We start from the raw sequence: 16,238 nt of genomic DNA, 5'->3' as shown, positions 1-16,238 counted from the left end.
GGTTATTTCATGAAGCTGCATTCATCCATCACGAATCGTGAATTCAAGTTATTAATTAAGCCAAGTGGCTTAGATCGCAGAAGCCGGATTACTTTATTAAGTGATCAAATTCTGGCATTTTGCAAAAAAAGTGATGTTGGATTTTTCCACTTGGATAATGCGACTACCGGATTACGCAACATTTATTTTTATGACACCCCCGGTGAAGACTTTCGTCAAAATAACGTCATTTTGCGTGTTCGCGAATCTCGACAGAATGTTTGGGTTGATGACTGGTGTGAGGTAACCCTGAAATGCAGAACCCATGATTTAAAAGAGTCGGCTAAATTTGATCCCGCTCCAGCGAAGAACATCAAACACCGGCTGCGCCTCAAAGAAGAGATCTTGCGGGGTGATGAGTTAGGCTCAAGACGTCAAATCTATTCCAACAATTCTATATTGGATGCAGTTCCTCTTGATGACTTGTTTGATCGATCCCTGAGTGGTGTTAGCAAATATTTTCCAGGTTTGGCTAAACTGAACGCTGATCAAGAAGCGCCATTAAGAATCGTTGGTGGTGATACTAATAAGATCTTAGAGGCTTGCTTGCCTATCGGTAATTTGGTGTTTGGTAATGGCGTTCAAGCACACTGCGATATTGCAATTTGGATGAAAAGCGTAGGTGAACCGATTGTTGGTGAATTAGCCTTTTCATATCGTGTTAACGACGACAATCGTACGGACGAAAAATCCCACAAGAGGGCAGACAAATTCTTTAAAAAACTGCAAATTGAACTCGCTGATTGGCTTGAAATTGGCAGTACCAAAACAGCTTTAATCTACGGTAAGCCTGAATGATTGTTGCGCCAGATCAGCAATCGCTGCGACCATCCTTAGGTGATTTATTTATCCAATTTTTGTTAATAGGCGCGATTAGCTTTGGCGGCGGAATCATTGCTTACGAACGTATTCTGATGGTTGAAAAGCGCAAGTGGTTGAGTTCTGATGAGTTTATGGCTTTTCTGGCCATTAGCCAGACTATGCCGGGATTGAATTCTGTAAACCTCGCCGTACTTTCTGGCGACCATTTACGTGGTCTTGCAGGCGTTATTAGTGCCACGCTTGGCCTCATTTTTCCGGGTTCAATTTTTGTGTTGATATTGGGCGCTCTTTATGCTGCCAATACAGATCATCCCATGGCAAATCTTGTATTAGCGGGTATTGCGGCTGGCGCATGTGGTTTGTTAGCAGCCATTACCTACCGGATTGGTGATCAACATTGGAAGCAATTGAAGTCGATTGCCATCATTGCAGTTACTTTTTGCCTCATGAGTATTGTGAAGCTATCGCTACCTCTAGTCTTCTTGATCATGGCACCGGTCGCCATTTACCTTTATCGCCCCAATCGTGATCACTGATTTATGAATGTACTCGTCAATCTTGCATTCACTTTTATGGCGCTCTCCATCATGGCAGTAGGGGGAGGCACAGCCGTCCTGCCAGAAATGCAAACCTTGCTAGCTCAACAATTTAATGTCTCCCATACCCAATTTGTTCATATATACAGTATTGGACAAGTAGCACCTGGGCCCAATATGTTGATGGTCTTGGTGATTGGCTTTCAGGTGGCTGGTTTAATTGGTGCCGGGGTGGTGTTGCTATCCTTCTTCTTACCTTCCAGCATCTTATGCCTATATGCGGGACGTCTTTGGAATCATTTCGGAGAGAGTCCTTGGCGACGCTCAATACAGAATGCTCTAGAGCCTATCTCTATTGGCCTCATGTCATCTGGTGTGTATGCGGTTGCGAAAGCCTCAATCGTGAGCCCAATTACTCTAGGATTAGCGGTCATCACGCTCATCTGCATACTGAAAACCAAAATTAACCCAGTGCTTGTTATCTTGGGCTCAGGTTTGTTTTCTTATATTTTGCTTCGGTTCTTTTAATCCTCATTAGAACGTTCCCCGCAGCCCAAGCATCAAACTTCTCCCGGGTTGTGGAGCGTAGAGCCTGACAGCCATCGGTGTCGTGGCATACCGAATCTGCTCATTAAGTAAGTTCTTCATATTGAGGTAGACGGTCCAATTTACTTGCTGAATTCTCTCTGTATAAGAGACCCCAGCATTCAGTAAGTTATAGCTTGGAGCAGGACCTTGCTCCCAACTTGCTAAACGATTTTGTTGATAGCTGTAAATATAAGTGGCATTCGTTAGCCAACCATTACGTTGATGAGCAAGTTCTGCTCCAAGTCTTGGCGCAGGTTGCAAGGGAAGATTACCTCCCGCATCAAAACTTCCCTGAGAAGCGTCACCAAAAACTCTGCCCCCAAGACCCTGCTCATGCCAGTGATAAGTTAATTCACCTTCAACCCCTTTAATCGTGGCAGCGGCTTGCTGCGAGGTGACGACACTAAAACCATTGCCATCTTGGCCGCCATTGCTAATGGAGTTACCGGTGTAATAGCCGTAAATATAGTTGTTAAAACGATTTGCGTAGATGCTCGCCTTACCACGCAACAACCCAATATTTTTTTGCAGATTGAGCTCTAAATTATTTGAGATTTCTTTATTTAAATTTGGGTTACCGATATCAAACGTTGCAGTGGATTCATGAGCGCCATAGGAATAGAGTTCTTGTGCACTAGGCGCGCGTTGCGATACTGTATAGGCAATTCCAATACCATGGCCTTTTATAAAGCTCCACAATCCACCCGCAGAATACGACAGCAAATTAAAGTTGCGGTTTAGCAAAGTAATGCTTGGAGTTTGCGTTCCCGCAGCGGTATCTTGCGACACTAGGGGCGTTGAAGTATTCGGATTTTGCGCGACATTGTTGTAACGTAACCCCAAGTTACCCTGAAGAGAATTCCACTTGCCTTCCTCAATCCAAAATAAAGCATTTGAAAGAGTTTTGGTTGGTGGAACGATGGCATAACTTCCCGTGCCGATCTGTGATGCATTCAGAGAAGCAGTCGTAACTTGCGCACCAAAGCTACCTTTCCAGCCTAGAAGAGGGTTATGCACTAGTTCAAAGCGCACCTCATTGGCAAGATTTTTCCAGAGTGCCGTAGCTTCGCCGGTGTTATTAAATTCAGTATGGTTGTAATTACTATTAGCAGCGCTAAATTTCAATGATGAAAACCCATCCAATGGATCACGTGTTTGGTGTTGTAAATCATAACGATTCTGTGATTGATTGATTGAGCCGCCCTCTGGCGTTGGTATGCCGTAGTTATTGTTTAAGCGCTCGACCGAAACACCGGTATAGCCATTCTCCCCAATATAAGAAACCCCAAGGCCTAAATTATTTTGATTACTGTAGCTATTCGGCAGTTTTCCCGTGAAGTTATTGCCACCATTACCTGCTGGAGGAACAGTCCAAGCTCCGACAGGTTCGCCTTGTGATTGAGTCGAACTGCCAGGTATGCGGTAATTATTGGCGTTGTTAATAGCGGTGTCGACATGCACAGCAACCGAGCCATGAGCGCCATCTACCTCGAGTGAACCAGCGCGGCCATTGTTGACAGTTTCATAACTGGTGTTGATTGCTCCTGTTGGTCTATCAGGAAGGTTGGTCAAAATACGATCATTTACCACGTTGACTAATCCACCGCTGGAACCTGATCCATACAGTAGGGCGGCAGCACCTCTTAAGATCTCAACCTGGTGCGCATTTTGCATATTATTGCCAACAGCATGGTCTTGGGAAATATTGGATACATCACCAACAGAAAGACCATTTTGCAAAATTTGTACTCTTGAGCCCTCAAGCCCTCGTATGACGGGACGAGAAGATCCAGCGCCATAACCTGTGGCAGATACGCCCAATTCATTTGCAAGTGTTGCTCCTAAAGTGGATCCCAGTTTGTTTAATAGCTCATCACCCTGTAAAACTTTAATTGGGGTTAGGATGCTTTGGGTTGCCTCTTGCGATCCAGTGGCGGTAATTTCCAAATTGGATGTTTGTGCGCCAACTGAACTTAGTAATAGCCCAGAAAATACAATGCACAAAAGTGCCTTATAACAAAACAAATGACGCTTGGAATACATTGATGATCTTTCATTCCCAGCAGAATCTAGAGAAGATGCTGCTTCAATCAAAAGCCCAGGGAAGTGCCCAGGCTACTATGGCGATCAGAGAATAAAAGAAGGGGGAGCGCGTGATTGGTATGCAGCAGAAGTCGATTCAATGAGAATCAGTTCTGCAGGGAGAATCATCGCTGAGGTATTGACAGAGGGGGCAACTACTTCAGAGTTGGCAACAGGAATAAATCCAGCCAATGTCAGAGCATCATATAAATGGCAGGCATCGGAACTATGAGTAATGCTGCCATCTGAATCAGCAGCAGAGCATTTTTCAATACTTAGGCTTTGTAAGCCCGAATGAGAAATGCCATGAGCAAAGCCAACCCAATGGGTTCCTAGCAGACAAAAGAGGAGTAAAGCTACTGAAAAAGTAGCTTGAAAACGCTTCACATATTTGCTGGAAAAATAGGCAACCATGCAACGAATCTTACAGGATTTGCCTGTAATTGCCCTGTCAGTGTAGAATATCGGTTCCGTCGGAGTGTAGCGCAGCCTGGTAGCGCACCTGCTTTGGGAGCAGGGGGTCCAAGGTTCGAATCCTTGTACTCCGACCACTTTCCCTTATTGTTCTAGTTACACCCAGCATATAACTGCCCATAGCTCAGCTGGATAGAGCAACGCCCTTCTAAGGCGTAGGTCGCACGTTCGAATCGTGCTGGGCAGGCCAACTATCCAATCTGTCCTCAGTAAATACAAGGCCTTAGCAGCCATTGTTGCAAATTCACTTTCCTGTACCAAATCTATTTATACAAGAATTCCTGACCAAATTGGGAAAATCCTGACCATTTCCTGACCAATTTTTGGCATGGGGGCCATTGTTTTGCGTAAAAGCTAAATTTATTTTGAGATACCTAATATTTACCCCCTATTTTTTGCATTATTGTTATTAGGTAAGAAGCGTCGGTAGGCTAGGCCGACAATAAATAAGTCTCCAGCTGAAAAAAGTCTAAAAAGTCAGGGCTGTGGGCGCCCAAGTGCAGAAGCTGGTTAAAAGTCGTACCAGTGGAGCCAAGCCCCAAAACATATCGGATGCGATTGTTTTGTATAGGTTGACGGCTCGAACTTATCTCGAGTGGGAGTCGACAAAGAATCCGAAATAGAACGACTTGGATTCATAGAGAGACTGATTAAATGAGCAATTCAAAGACTGATGTAGGAGCAGTGCGCCTCAAAAAACCTTCATACGATTCAATCCCCGAATCAATGCGGCCCCTTAAGGCTTTTGTGCCTTACAAACTAGTGCCACCAGTAGATGGAAAATCTAAATGGCGAAAGCAGGCAATCAACCCAAGAACATACAAGGCTACGGACTGGAACAACCCGAATGACTTTGTAACATTCGATCAAGCTGAGGAGTTGCTAAGCTCCCAGTCAAACCTTCATGGCATCGGGATTTGTTTTAAAGGTTCGCCGATGATTGGTGGGCGCTATCTGATTGGGGTTGATTTGGATGGAGTTTACGAATCGGGTTCATGCATTAAGTCCCACCATCTAACGCTATTAAACGGTCTTTGTGGCTTTGTTGAAACGTCGGTAAGCGGAACTGGCAAGCATATCTTCACCCTTTCGGATGAGCCAATAGAGGACTTTAAATGCCATGACTTTGGGGTTGAGGTTTTTTCTACCAATGCTTTTATTGCATTAACGGGCGATGTTGATAATCAATTTAGCAAACCATTGGATGGCTCCAGTTTAGATTTTGGTTTGTTTGATCGCTATCAACGCCTGTGGCAGCAACACTACGATGCATTTGCTGCTGATAGTGAGCGCGATCCCAATATGTCCCCAGAAGAGTTGCGTGAGTTGGTGATGTCCGTTAAGCCACCAGATGCAGGTAGGGCAAATTGGATTAAGGTGGGCATGATATGTCACCATCAAGAACGCGGTAGTTTGGATGGACTTGATATTTGGTATGACTGGTCTAGCCAAGGCCATGAATACCCTGAAATCTTTGGCGATCCTGCTAGTTATTCTGAGTTGGAGTATCAATGGCATTCATTTAAGAAGGACCCAATACGAGGCCGCAGCTTAGCAACGCATAAAACACTGCGATTTTGGGCCAATAAAAATGGCCCATGTGATAGAGCGGTCTTTGAGGATGCCGAATATGATTTAGAGGAAACATCCGCAACAGAGTATGTAGTTGATGGATTTATTGCCGAAGGAATTTTTGTTCTGTCTGGGCAAAGTGGCATTGGAAAGACGACCTTATTACTTCCATTGGCTGCTTTGGCTGCTCATATCTGCGCTGATGATCACCCTTTAAAGCCGATCCTGTGCCGCCCGGTGCTATATCTCACCGAAGATAAAAAACAAGCTGTGCGTATTCTTTCTGGTTTACGTAAGCATTATGGGGTGAAGATCGATACTACCGAGATGAACCAGCGGTTCAAGATTCGTGAAACGCATCGCATGAGCAAGGACGACATCGCTCAACTCATTATTAATTTTGCCAGTGATAACAAGATGTATATGAAGGACGTTAACGGCAATGATGTTTTGATTCCTGTACTAATTGTTGCCGATACAGTTGCTGCTAGCTTAGATTTGGATGACGAAAATAATAACTCTGAAGTATCCAAATTCATATCCAAAATTAAGTCGGCATGCTCCGATACCGGCGCCAGTCTCTGGTTAATTGCACATATCAGTAAGGCTATGAATCGGGCTAATGTAAGTGAGCTTAGTGCTAGGGGTGCCTCTGCATTTGGCGCCGATGCAAATGGCACTGGATTTGTAGTAACGGATGATAAAGCTGATGAGGGTAGACGCTTTTTAATTCTCGATAAAAAGCGATATGAGGTCGACTTCAATGAGGTCTCTTTTACTACCCAGCGCTATGAGATCAATGTCAAAAATCGTTTAGGTCAAGCTTTAAAAGAGTCATACAGAATCGGCTCAATTGAAAAATCTTCAGAGCAAAACCGAAAAGTTGCCTCACAGAATGCTCAGTTAACTCGAGATGAGAACAATGTTCTTAATGCACTGCATAAGTCCGGACATATATATATCCCTAAGACGTTAATTGGGACCCTAACCGGAATGAGTACTGGTAACGCTTATCAAAAGCTGGGCGGTATTTTGGCTAAATTGGTTGCTGATCAGAGATTAGAAATTATGAGCACTAAAGATGCAAGGGCTGATGGCGCCACCATATCAGCAAATACTAAAGAAGTTTATCGGTTGAAGCCTGCAGCTGATTTTGATGTTTTCGAGTAGTTTCTTCCCTTAAGAAATGGAAATGGAAGAAACAACCTCGAAAGAATGGGGTGCAAAGCACACCCATTCCTTATCTCTTTTTCGCTCTTTCGGAAATAACTAGAAATAGTGCGAAAGAGTGGAAATAACTCTATTTATTGAAAGAAAGATCATGAACGATCTACGTAATCCTATCTTGATACTAACCCTGAATCAGACGGCCGAGCTTAGGCAAATATGGGAGAATCAAAAACAAGTGCTGCATCCCGACGATTATTTCTTCATTAAGGTTAAGCTAAGTCGACCTGCTGCAAAGCTCAGTCAAAAGCAAGCCTATCGAATGATGATGACGCTTGCAGAAACTGACTATGAGCCAATACCAGAGTGGTTGATTGCGTTGTTTGACCCGCGAGAGGTTAAATGAGTCCAATCAACTGCCCAAGGTTCCTTCGTTGTAGCGCTGCTATTTGCCCCATGTGGCGTCCCGTCAATCAGCAAAAAATGGTTAAAGGAGAACGTGTGTGCGGCATACTTCTTGAATACCAAAAACCCCAATCTAGAGCCATACTTACAACCCACTACGGGGCTCAGATGCTTCAGGTAATGGCACAGGCTACTGATCAGATAAAAGACCGTGGCGGGTATCTGCTTCAATCAGCCATAACTAGAGCAGCAAAAACTGGCTCGCGGCTGTTATTGACATTGGGATCTTAAGTTCGATACGCGGATAGGGAGGTTTAGGTTGGACTGGACTTAGGTAAAAATGATTTGCAAGTCCTTCGCACCCCCATCTTTTTATCTATACCTCTTTAAATAAATAGAATTATTTATTGACTAAGCTAATGTCATAGCTTTTTCTGGATCTTTTGCAACTCAGCAAGACTTAGTTTCGCAAGATTGACTATCAGAGCAGCCAATACATCGCTTTCGCAATAAAGATAGGCTAACGGAACATTAAGGGCTTTTGCAAGGGCAATCGAGGTTCCAACCGCTGGTTCGTGGATGCTATTTTCATAGCGACTAATTCGAGTTCCAGCCGAACCCTCCTCCAAGCCAATAAGTACTCCTAACTTTTCTTGGGAAAAATCCTTAGCTATACGCGCAGCTCGTATTCGAGGCCCTATTGGGGATATTGTTCGGCTGGATGAGGCCTTCTTCATACCTACGATATTCGTAGGTTAAGCTTGTCTTGTCCTTACGATTATCGTAGTATTTATATATTCTATAAAGACGGGGAAATTCAAGTGAAACCTATTAAATTAGCAATGATTGGTTTGCTTGGACTTGGAATTTTTGGATGCAGTCAAATGCCACCCCAGCAATCATTCAATCAGCCACCTGAATCCGGTCAGGGTAGAGTGCTTGCTACAAGTTCTGATGCCACAGGGACGGTATCTTTATATAGCGGCTCCTGTAGGCTATCCCAGCATCGTAATAATTATCCCTATTATTGGGAGGCAAGAACCCCAAATGGCGCAATTGGAAAAGGAAATGACGGCACGCCACTAGTTGGGTGCTACGTAATGAATGCAAACACTAATCAAGTTTTGCTAATGGCAGGTACAGCATCTAATCCATATCCTTTACCATTATCGAGCTTTGTCGCGCCGGGCCAATCATCTGGCGGTGGTTTTTTAGGATTTTTACAGTCCCTTGGTGGAGGTATCACGCGGGCCGCAAACTACTACAACAATTCTGCAGCTCAAACTCAAGGCAGCACTACAAATTTGACCCCGGGTCTTACCGGAGGCAATGGCATGAACTGCACTCCGGATGGTCGAGGTGGTTATAACTGTAGATGATGAACTGCATGAAGGCGTTAATCTTATTTTCTGTATTTTTATTTACGCCTCTTGCAGCCTATTCAGAGGTATGGACGCCTGCTGCCAAAGCAGAAGATGGAACCATAATCTCATATGACAGTGCATCAGTTAAAAGATTTGGGGATGTTGTCGTGTACTGGGAAATGTCCAACTACTCTAAAAATGCAGGGCAGGTCAACCAAATCAAATCAAAGAAGACCCAAATAGAGGTTAACTGCAGGACTGGCCTCGATAGAGCAACCAAGATATTCGCATATTCTAAGCTAGACGCCCGCGGAGATATTGTTGATGCTTATATCGACGATAAGGCAAATTGGGGCCCAGCTCTAGATGGAACAGCCGGTTGGGTGATGAAAAATACTATTTGCTCTTTGAAGGTTTAGCTTCGGAGAGTGGTCTTGGTCTACAACCCTTTATTGATGGAGCCTGTGGTACCTAACGTTGTACGTTGATGGCTGTATTTATCTGAAGCGCTGATGATGTTGCTGTATTGGTGCCTTGATAAGCTTCATCAAGCTAGAACAAAAGAAACAGGCCCAATAAGAGTCACAAAGGCAGTTTGAGCTTTCTGTAGAGGGTAGGCGGCGTTCGCCTAACCACAAAAGATACAACCAAAATTTGTACGGGGATAGAATAGAAGAATGAAAACAAAACCTATAACTATTGCCCTTTTGGCCGTCTTAGCTGGGGTAGTTGGATGCGCTTCAGTAGCGCCAGTGAAGTTTGTTGGTCCCAACGGAAAGACGGCATACTCAATGCGTTGTAGTGGCATGGGTCGCAGTATGGAAGAATGCTACCAAAGGGCTGGCGAGGTTTGTCCTTCTGGCTACAACATCATCGACAACTCATCTGGCACTGTTGCCATGATGACTCAAGGAACAATGATTGCTGGCGTCAAACGCGACATGGCAATCGAGTGTAAATAATGACTGACGTCCAGCCCTACGTAAAGTCAGCTTATTGGGTTGGAGGCATCCTAATATTGCTGGCTTTCTTTGGCTTTGTTCCATCTTGGGTTGGTGTAGTGATTGTGATTTCCGCCTTTGTGCTTAATTGGCAGCTTAAGGCACACAAGAAAGCCGAAGTGGAAGCCGGAGCCCAAGACGCTCTTGCTCTTTTGTACAAACGATATGCTCCTGTTCTGACTGGAGATAACGCGATAGATCAAAAGTATTTAGAGGAAAAGATTACGGCGTTGCATGAAGCAGAAGGACCCGATCTTGCAGTTGGTTTTGCTGATATTTTTGATGGCTATATTGCAAAATGGGATAAGGATTACGGTCAGCCACTTCCACATTACATTACTTATGCCATTGTCCGAGACTTTGAGTACATTAAAAAATTCATGGGATCAGAGGACCAGCGAGCTGTTGCAACATCCAGAGCGCTGATTGATCGGTTTGAAGACTTTGATCACTGGCTTCAAGTTACTGGGACGCCAATTACAGCTGAAGAGGTTGATGTCGCTGAGGAAATACTGAGGGCTAATCAAAAAGCTAAAGAACAGCTCGGATCAGATTAAAAATATTTAGCGAAAGCGAAAAACGTTTATGGACAAGCCCAACACAAATACCGAACCTTCCGGTTGGACTTTATCTGCTGTTAACGAAGAGCTTTATCAAAAGTCTGAAAAATTAAACGACTTTCAAAGAAAGTGTGAAGCCAGACTGTCGCATGAAGATAGCTTTGACTTTCAGGCTAAGCTAAGAATGCTGAGAAAAATTTACTCTTTAAGTGTTGTCAATAACAGAAACATTGGTTGGTATAAAAAAGCCACAGATGAGTTTTCATCTAAAAATGTACCCACTAACATGTATGCAATTGTGAGTTTTGTAATTTTAAGTTGCGTCTTAATCTTTAGTGGGGCTAGTGCAACCCTATCTACCTGCTTTATGTTGGGTTTAATGCTTTATTGGTTCCTTGTGGTTTCCGATAATCACAATACAGAACAGAAGAATTTAATTAAATCGACGGCTTATGAAATTCAACAAATGAATTTGGAAAAACAGGCTGAAGAATTTAATGTAAATAGTACCTTGTTTCCGTTAAGAAATGTTTTGGAGGTAAGCGCCAAAATTGATGTCGAAGAGGATCCAATAGTTAAAGAAGAGCTAGACTTGAAAGGTCAAATCTTATTTTCACGCATGATCATAGGACTTTTGACAAGGTATTCAGCTATCAAAGAAATGGAATCTTCGGAATTTTATGAACCATTAAAGGATACTAATAACGAAATGTTGAAGAAATTTACAAACCGCCTACCTCAGAATTAAAAATGACCGATACAGCAAAAATCTATAAATCAGGGTACTGGATAGCTGGCATTCTGGCTGTGCTTTCATTTTTTGGGGCTGTGCCAACTTGGGTGCCTGTAGTTATTGGTGTGGGTGCCTTTGTTTTGAACTGGCAGTCAAACATACAGAATCGTAAGGCCAGAGAGGCTATTGATGATGATTTGTATGCAAGATATGCGCCTGACCTTAAGAGAGACTTTGTTCAAGATGGCGCAAATATCTTGGACCGTATTGATGCACTTAAGGCCAAAGACCCAGAAATGATGAAGGTGATGGCTTCCGTAATGGCTGCGTTTCAAGTTCAGTGGCAAGCCAAGTACAAAGAACCACTACCGCAGTACATGCACCACGCGCTGTTAAGAGACTTTGAGTACATCAATAAGTTTGACCAAATGGACACACAGATAGCTCGCGCTACTTCTTATGCTCTTATGAAGCGTCTTGAAGACTTTGACCTTTGGCTTAAGGTAACTGGTACCAAGATTACAGATGAAGAGGTTGAAGCTTCTGAGCGCGAATTGCGAGGTAGTTAAAAGATTTATTTATTCTTATCAGCACATTAATTGTTATAAAGTAGACAGCAATGCAAAATCCCCCGCTACATAACCTAAAGATTATTAATGATCGTTAGTACTTATGCTGAGTCATAGGGATATAAAATAGTTTCATGGCAAACCACGTAATTATTGTTGATCTGGAAACTACCGGGCTTAATTCCGGGCGGGATCAAATTATTGAGATCGGTGCGATCAAGCTAGATCTGGATGCGGGTAAAGTGCTTGACCAATTTCAAACATTTTCTAAGCCTGATGATACGTATGCTTTTTCATACGATCAGGATGATGAAGGAAATGATATTGAGAATGATGAGGAGCTTGAGCCAATTAGACTTGATCCCTTTATAACTGAGCTTACTGGAATAACCGATGAAATGCTTGAGGGGGCCCCAAGCAATCCAGATGCAGTTGATGCATTTTTTCACTTTGCGGGAGATTTGCAAATATGGGCCTATAACGCTGGTTTTGATAGTAAATTTCTAAATAACCACACTGAAGCTCATCGACCACTCAAGGACATACTTTCCCTAGCCAGAAGAGCCTTCCCAGAATTACAGAATCATAAGTTAGCTACCGTGGCAGAGCATCTTAACCTCTCTATTGACGGCGCACATCGTGCTCTAGCTGACTGTTTAATGGCAAAAGAAGTTTTAATACAAGGTATTCAGTTTCAGATAGAAAATCCAGACCCATTCCACCATGGTTTTAAGGTTTCAGACTATCTTCCGAAAGAAGAGGGTGTTTTTTATGGCAAAACCATTGTGTTTACTGGCGCATTGGAGACTATGACACGGGACGGTGCAGCAACACATGCCAGTCAGTTTGGATTTAAGATTGGTTCAAGCGTGACCAAGAAGACTGATTACTTGGTTGTTGGGATACAGGATCTATCAACTTTGGCTGGCCACGATAAAAGCACTAAGCAACGCAAAGCTGAAGAGCTCATAGCGGATGGGGTTAGTATTGAAATATTAACTGAGAATGACTTTATTAGAATATGTGGAATTAATACATGAGTGTTGATAGCTCCGATTTAATTAGACAGCAAGTTGAACAATATCTAAGCAATAAAGACTTGGAAATTGAGCTTGTTGACGTAAATAACGAATACACAATCGTTTATTCAACCAACATACTTGCTCAGGAATCTGATGACACAAGTAAATTAACGAGAAATTATTGGATTAATCAAAATAAGAATGGTGGACAAATTAGCTCTCCTTGGGGTTCCTATGAACATATTCAACAAGTACCCTTGCTTGCTAATCTTTTAATTTTTGCAAAATACAAAATTAAAAGCGTCTCTAATGGCTGGAAGATAAGTTGTAAAAAATGCGGTCACGGAGATCATGGCCCAATTTGGCGAAATAGCCCTAAATCTTGTGAAAAATGCGGCACACAGTTTAATACTGATGACAAAGTAAAGACTTTGCTTTCATAGAAAATATCGGAGCTTGCTTGCTGTTGGAGCCTCTGGATCGATGGGGTGGGGTACCTGAAAAGTCGGGGTTGGTTACAAAAGAAGCCCCGGGGGTGCCTATTGAGCTAAAAATATCCCCTTAATGATGGCTAGTAATTGAACCTAATCTCGATCTAGTTTCATAAATATTGCTTGGTGTGATGGGTGGGTATAACGCTGTAGCATGCCTAATGTTTTGTGACCACTGATGCATGATAGTTCGATCACATTTAGTCCGGCGTCCGATAGTCTACTCAATGCTTCGTGTCTTAGATCATGAAATCTCAGGTCAATAAATGGATTATTACTCTTGTCTATCCATTGGGCCTCTGCGTACTTTTTTGCCCTCTCAAACTGACCTCGGAGTTGCTCTAAGCTCATCGAAAAAATCTTCTCGGACCCATCCTGAGTAATTGCTTGGAATATATCCATGGCCTTTCTGGTCAGTGGAACCTGCCGACTCTGCCCATTCTTGGTGTAGTGCAGGTAGACCTTGCGATTGGGCAAGTCCACATCTTGCCAAGTCATGCCCATAATCTCTGAGCGGCGCATTCCAGTCTCAATGGCGATGGTAATGATCGAGATCAGATTCTGATAGGAGAGGGCGCTGCAGGCCTCAAGGAGTGCCGTCTCTGCTGGCTCCAAAAGCCTCTTATATCTGCCTTTTGATGGTGGCATGCGCTTGATGCCCTTGATTGGGTTATTTACCTCAAGACCCCATTCATCAACAAGCATCTGAAAGAGTTTAGAGATCGTATTGAAGTAGTGATTTACAGTGTCACCGGATCTTCTGAGTTTTAGCAAGTCGTCTCTAAGTGCTAGCACTGCGGCCTTATCAACTTGCTCCACTCGTAATGTCCCCCAGCGTTTAATCAGGATATGTAGCCGATAGGTTTCAGAGCGCACAATCTTTTTGTGAATGGAATGCGTGTCTCGGTAGCAAAGCGCTGCCTGCTCAAAGGTTTTTAGACTTGGCTTGGGGTTATGTGTTTCCTCAATAAGGCCTAATGCCAGCTTAGCCTTTATCTCCTTAGCCCACTGTAAGGCAGCTACTCGGCTGTTATGTGATGAGCTAAGGGTGCTTTCCCCTTCGCGGGTAATTCGTACTCGATACGTCGAGCCACGTTTTTGAATGGATGCCATTTGCAATTTTCCTGACCAAATCCTGACCAAATCAGGATTGAGAAATTGCATAACAGCCCTAAGTACTTGTATTTACTCGTCTTACCGCATAGGCTAGCCGGCAAGAGAACGCCCTTCTAAGGCGTAGGTCGCACGTTCGAATCGTGCTGGGCAGGCCAATATTTCCCCTCTATTTCCCCGCTTGAATTAAAAAATGATTGATATTTGTCTCTGATTTGCTTTGGCTTAGAATGGTCTGATGAGAAGAACGATCTATTTATTAAATTTCACTATTGTTGCTAGCCTTGCTTTATCTGCCTGTAGCACTGCGAAACTAGAATCACGACTCGAAGCCAATCCTCAATGCAAGGATGTCTATAACGCTAAGACCGGCGCCTTAATGCCTTGTCCAGGTTCAGATAGATCTTTCTACGTTGCAGCAGGCCTTGAGACACCAAGACAAGCTAAGCCAACAGTTGCCTCAAATCCAGCGCAAAGCCCCGTATCTTCAAATTCTCCACTTATCAACGCTGGAGCGGGTATGCCAGCATCTGCAAGCCCTGTATCAGCATCTCAGACTTCCCCAGCAGCCCAGTCTGACTGCAAACCTACGATTCATAAAAAGACTGGTGGCATGTTGCCATGTCCGCCATTGGATTGAGTATTCTTAGTGATGATGCCTTTGCATCATCTGTCTCTAATCGATTTGTGGCACCCCTATAGGAATTCAATGAAGAATCTACATATTTTTGCTGCATCCATCTCAGTGGTTGTTTTACTAGCCGCCTGCAGTAATGCTCCAAAACTTGCTACTGAATCAATGCCTAAATCCGGCTATTTGCCTGACTATTCAATCTTGGTGCCAATGGCCACTAGCGTTCCTGATGCTCGCATTTGGAGGTATAGAATCTCCGGCGTTAATCCAGACTCCTATACCGCTGTTATCTTAGATCCTATTTATCTGAATCAAGGGGCAACAAAAGATGTCAGTGCTGAATCTATTGCTAAGGCCAAAACAGCATTACAAGCTTCCATGATTGAGGCCGTGAATACTCGTGGCAATATAAAGATCGTTACTATGCCCGGCCCTGGTGTAGCCCGCTTATCCGTTGGCATTACTGGTGCAGAAAGTTCGGCTGATAGTTTGCAGCCTTGGAATTTCACACCCATTGGTCTAGCCCTGAATGCTGCAGCATATGCTGGTGGTGTCAATGCCAAAACACCAGCACTTCTAGTGGAAAGCAAAATTACCGATAGTCAGTCTAACAAGTTGTTGGGTGAGGGCTTAGTCACCATCCAAGGAGAGTCCTTTAGGACTGCTGGTGGATCAGTAGATTCATTTATTGCGATGGCTAAAGCCGTGGTTAAAGTGGCGATGGAAGCTTCTGCAAACCCTAGCCCAACCACTAAATAAGAGATCAGAATGAGGATATGCCTAAAACAGATCTCTTTATTTGCTACTTGCGCTTTCCTTACCCTACCACTTAGCGCAATAGCAGATAATGCTTCCAAAAATCGAGAGATATCAGAGCGCTTTGCAAAGTGCGATACCAATCACGATGGCAAGCTCACCCGAGAAGAAGCTAAAGACTGTATGCCGCGTATTTATGATCACTTCAGTTACATTGATTCTGATGGCAATGGCTATGTAACTGTTGCAGAAATTCAGGCTATTGCTGATAATTAATTTCGATTTATTTATATACAGAGTCTCTAAGGAG

Annotated in this window: 20 protein-coding genes and 3 tRNA genes; 19 read left to right on the top strand and 4 right to left on the bottom strand. The window is 43.5% G+C overall.

Annotated elements, in window-relative coordinates; translation table 11 throughout:
* The first annotated feature begins 9 nt into the window (after positions 1-9).
* Genes AOC07_RS04845 through AOC07_RS04835 form a run of 3 tightly spaced genes read left to right on the top strand, consistent with a single transcriptional unit; the run spans position 10 to position 1,925 of the window.
* Positions 10-837 carry a hypothetical protein gene (locus AOC07_RS04845; RefSeq protein ID WP_215356854.1) on the top strand — a complete coding sequence of 276 codons (828 nt, stop codon included), beginning with the start codon at positions 10-12 and terminating at the stop codon, positions 835-837.
* Positions 834-1,397, top strand: a complete 564-nt coding sequence (locus tag AOC07_RS04840; RefSeq protein ID WP_215356853.1) for a chromate transporter — start codon at positions 834-836, stop codon at positions 1,395-1,397. The genes AOC07_RS04845 and AOC07_RS04840 overlap by 4 nt, the downstream gene beginning before the upstream one ends.
* A gap of 3 nt (positions 1,398-1,400) precedes the next feature.
* Complete coding sequence (locus AOC07_RS04835) at positions 1,401-1,925, top strand: chromate transporter (protein WP_215294233.1); 525 nt, start codon at positions 1,401-1,403, stop codon at positions 1,923-1,925.
* A 6-nt stretch (positions 1,926-1,931) separates the two neighbouring features.
* Here AOC07_RS04835 and AOC07_RS04830 read toward each other — a convergent pair whose 3' ends face one another.
* Positions 1,932-3,932, bottom strand: coding sequence for a TonB-dependent receptor (locus AOC07_RS04830; protein ID WP_251371626.1), 2,001 nt, complete (start codon positions 3,930-3,932; stop codon positions 1,932-1,934).
* 180 nt (positions 3,933-4,112) lie between these two features.
* Positions 4,113-4,481: a hypothetical protein gene (locus tag AOC07_RS04825; RefSeq protein WP_215356849.1), complete on the bottom strand. Its 369-nt coding sequence runs from the start codon at positions 4,479-4,481 to the stop codon at positions 4,113-4,115.
* Between the two features lie 60 nt (positions 4,482-4,541).
* On the opposite strand from AOC07_RS04825, the gene AOC07_RS04820 reads away from it, so the two are divergent.
* From AOC07_RS04820 to AOC07_RS04805, 4 genes are all read left to right on the top strand, one after another.
* A tRNA-Pro gene (locus AOC07_RS04820) sits at positions 4,542-4,618 on the top strand.
* Positions 4,619-4,654: 36 nt separating this feature from the next.
* Positions 4,655-4,731, top strand: a tRNA-Arg gene (locus tag AOC07_RS04815).
* 464 nt (positions 4,732-5,195) lie between these two features.
* Positions 5,196-7,283: an AAA family ATPase gene (locus AOC07_RS04810; protein ID WP_215356847.1), complete on the top strand. Its 2,088-nt coding sequence runs from the start codon at positions 5,196-5,198 to the stop codon at positions 7,281-7,283.
* Positions 7,284-7,434: 151 nt separating this feature from the next.
* On the top strand, positions 7,435-7,686 hold the full coding sequence (locus AOC07_RS04805) for a hypothetical protein (RefSeq protein WP_215356844.1): 252 nt from the start codon (positions 7,435-7,437) through the stop codon (positions 7,684-7,686).
* Positions 7,687-8,107: 421 nt separating this feature from the next.
* On the opposite strand, the gene AOC07_RS04800 is transcribed toward AOC07_RS04805, so the two are convergent.
* The gene (locus AOC07_RS04800; RefSeq protein WP_215356843.1) at positions 8,108-8,422 is read right to left on the bottom strand and encodes a helix-turn-helix domain-containing protein; all 315 of its coding nucleotides are present in this window, start codon (positions 8,420-8,422) and stop codon (positions 8,108-8,110) included.
* Positions 8,423-8,506: 84 nt separating this feature from the next.
* Here AOC07_RS04800 and AOC07_RS04795 point away from each other — a divergent pair, with 84 nt between their 5' ends.
* The 8 genes from AOC07_RS04795 to AOC07_RS04760 all read left to right on the top strand — a co-directional run bounded on the left by AOC07_RS04795 (position 8,507) and on the right by AOC07_RS04760 (position 13,377).
* Positions 8,507-9,064 carry a hypothetical protein gene (locus AOC07_RS04795; RefSeq protein WP_215356842.1) on the top strand — a complete coding sequence of 186 codons (558 nt, stop codon included), beginning with the start codon at positions 8,507-8,509 and terminating at the stop codon, positions 9,062-9,064.
* An 8-nt stretch (positions 9,065-9,072) separates the two neighbouring features.
* Positions 9,073-9,468, top strand: a complete 396-nt coding sequence (locus AOC07_RS04790; protein WP_215356841.1) for a surface-adhesin E family protein — start codon at positions 9,073-9,075, stop codon at positions 9,466-9,468.
* 258 nt (positions 9,469-9,726) lie between these two features.
* Positions 9,727-10,011 carry a hypothetical protein gene (locus AOC07_RS04785; protein WP_215356840.1) on the top strand — a complete coding sequence of 95 codons (285 nt, stop codon included), beginning with the start codon at positions 9,727-9,729 and terminating at the stop codon, positions 10,009-10,011.
* The gene (locus AOC07_RS04780) at positions 10,011-10,607 is read left to right on the top strand and encodes a hypothetical protein (RefSeq protein ID WP_215356839.1); all 597 of its coding nucleotides are present in this window, start codon (positions 10,011-10,013) and stop codon (positions 10,605-10,607) included. Before AOC07_RS04785 ends, AOC07_RS04780 begins: the two co-directional genes overlap by 1 nt.
* A gap of 28 nt (positions 10,608-10,635) precedes the next feature.
* Complete coding sequence (locus AOC07_RS04775) at positions 10,636-11,358, top strand: hypothetical protein (RefSeq protein WP_215356838.1); 723 nt, start codon at positions 10,636-10,638, stop codon at positions 11,356-11,358.
* Positions 11,359-11,360: 2 nt separating this feature from the next.
* Positions 11,361-11,912: a hypothetical protein gene (locus AOC07_RS04770; protein WP_215356836.1), complete on the top strand. Its 552-nt coding sequence runs from the start codon at positions 11,361-11,363 to the stop codon at positions 11,910-11,912.
* A 134-nt stretch (positions 11,913-12,046) separates the two neighbouring features.
* Positions 12,047-12,952, top strand: a complete 906-nt coding sequence (locus AOC07_RS04765) for a 3'-5' exonuclease (RefSeq protein WP_215356834.1) — start codon at positions 12,047-12,049, stop codon at positions 12,950-12,952.
* A complete protein-coding gene (locus tag AOC07_RS04760) occupies positions 12,949-13,377 on the top strand; it encodes a hypothetical protein (protein ID WP_215356833.1) in 429 nt (142 codons plus the stop codon). The genes AOC07_RS04765 and AOC07_RS04760 overlap by 4 nt, the downstream gene beginning before the upstream one ends.
* A 141-nt stretch (positions 13,378-13,518) precedes the next feature.
* On the opposite strand, the gene AOC07_RS04755 is transcribed toward AOC07_RS04760, so the two are convergent.
* Entirely contained in the window at positions 13,519-14,538 is a 1,020-nt protein-coding gene (locus tag AOC07_RS04755) for a site-specific integrase (protein ID WP_215356831.1), read from the bottom strand.
* An 88-nt stretch (positions 14,539-14,626) separates the two neighbouring features.
* Between AOC07_RS04755 and AOC07_RS04750 the strand changes: the two genes are divergently transcribed.
* From AOC07_RS04750 to AOC07_RS04735, 4 genes are all read left to right on the top strand, one after another.
* Positions 14,627-14,696: transfer RNA gene (locus tag AOC07_RS04750), tRNA-Arg, on the top strand.
* An 80-nt stretch (positions 14,697-14,776) separates the two neighbouring features.
* The gene (locus AOC07_RS04745; protein ID WP_215358369.1) at positions 14,777-15,178 is read left to right on the top strand and encodes a hypothetical protein; all 402 of its coding nucleotides are present in this window, start codon (positions 14,777-14,779) and stop codon (positions 15,176-15,178) included.
* A gap of 69 nt (positions 15,179-15,247) precedes the next feature.
* A complete protein-coding gene (locus AOC07_RS04740) occupies positions 15,248-15,931 on the top strand; it encodes a DUF3313 domain-containing protein (protein ID WP_215294218.1) in 684 nt (227 codons plus the stop codon).
* A 9-nt stretch (positions 15,932-15,940) separates the two neighbouring features.
* The gene (locus AOC07_RS04735) at positions 15,941-16,204 is read left to right on the top strand and encodes an EF-hand domain-containing protein (protein WP_215358367.1); all 264 of its coding nucleotides are present in this window, start codon (positions 15,941-15,943) and stop codon (positions 16,202-16,204) included.
* Positions 16,205-16,238 lie beyond the last annotated feature (34 nt).

This window comes from Polynucleobacter sp. UB-Raua-W9, assembly GCF_018687435.1.
Classification (GTDB): Bacteria; Pseudomonadota; Gammaproteobacteria; order Burkholderiales; family Burkholderiaceae; genus Polynucleobacter.
Note: the sequence above shows the minus strand (reverse complement) of the source record. Positions and strands in the feature narration are given on the sequence as shown.

What these genes read in the sequence shown, in the direction of transcription:
- AOC07_RS04745 (WP_215358369.1), top strand. Translation starts at nt 14,777, where the DNA reads ATGAGAAGAACGATCTATTTATTAAATTTCACTATTGTTGCTAGCCTT.
- AOC07_RS04790 (WP_215356841.1), top strand. Translation starts at nt 9,073, where the DNA reads ATGAAGGCGTTAATCTTATTTTCTGTATTTTTATTTACGCCTCTTGCA.
- AOC07_RS04785 (WP_215356840.1), top strand. Translation starts at nt 9,727, where the DNA reads ATGAAAACAAAACCTATAACTATTGCCCTTTTGGCCGTCTTAGCTGGG.
- AOC07_RS04805 (WP_215356844.1), top strand. Translation starts at nt 7,435, where the DNA reads ATGAACGATCTACGTAATCCTATCTTGATACTAACCCTGAATCAGACG.
- AOC07_RS04735 (WP_215358367.1), top strand. Translation starts at nt 15,941, where the DNA reads ATGAGGATATGCCTAAAACAGATCTCTTTATTTGCTACTTGCGCTTTC.
- AOC07_RS04770 (WP_215356836.1), top strand. Translation starts at nt 11,361, where the DNA reads ATGACCGATACAGCAAAAATCTATAAATCAGGGTACTGGATAGCTGGC.
- AOC07_RS04835 (WP_215294233.1), top strand. Translation starts at nt 1,401, where the DNA reads ATGAATGTACTCGTCAATCTTGCATTCACTTTTATGGCGCTCTCCATC.
- AOC07_RS04765 (WP_215356834.1), top strand. Translation starts at nt 12,047, where the DNA reads ATGGCAAACCACGTAATTATTGTTGATCTGGAAACTACCGGGCTTAAT.
- AOC07_RS04740 (WP_215294218.1), top strand. Translation starts at nt 15,248, where the DNA reads ATGAAGAATCTACATATTTTTGCTGCATCCATCTCAGTGGTTGTTTTA.
- AOC07_RS04775 (WP_215356838.1), top strand. Translation starts at nt 10,636, where the DNA reads ATGGACAAGCCCAACACAAATACCGAACCTTCCGGTTGGACTTTATCT.
- AOC07_RS04840 (WP_215356853.1), top strand. Translation starts at nt 834, where the DNA reads ATGATTGTTGCGCCAGATCAGCAATCGCTGCGACCATCCTTAGGTGAT.
- AOC07_RS04845 (WP_215356854.1), top strand. Translation starts at nt 10, where the DNA reads ATGAAGCTGCATTCATCCATCACGAATCGTGAATTCAAGTTATTAATT.
- AOC07_RS04755 (WP_215356831.1), bottom strand. Translation starts at nt 14,538, where the DNA reads ATGGCATCCATTCAAAAACGTGGCTCGACGTATCGAGTACGAATTACC.
- AOC07_RS04800 (WP_215356843.1), bottom strand. Translation starts at nt 8,422, where the DNA reads ATGAAGAAGGCCTCATCCAGCCGAACAATATCCCCAATAGGGCCTCGA.
- AOC07_RS04825 (WP_215356849.1), bottom strand. Translation starts at nt 4,481, where the DNA reads ATGGTTGCCTATTTTTCCAGCAAATATGTGAAGCGTTTTCAAGCTACT.
- AOC07_RS04760 (WP_215356833.1), top strand. Translation starts at nt 12,949, where the DNA reads ATGAGTGTTGATAGCTCCGATTTAATTAGACAGCAAGTTGAACAATAT.
- AOC07_RS04810 (WP_215356847.1), top strand. Translation starts at nt 5,196, where the DNA reads ATGAGCAATTCAAAGACTGATGTAGGAGCAGTGCGCCTCAAAAAACCT.
- AOC07_RS04780 (WP_215356839.1), top strand. Translation starts at nt 10,011, where the DNA reads ATGACTGACGTCCAGCCCTACGTAAAGTCAGCTTATTGGGTTGGAGGC.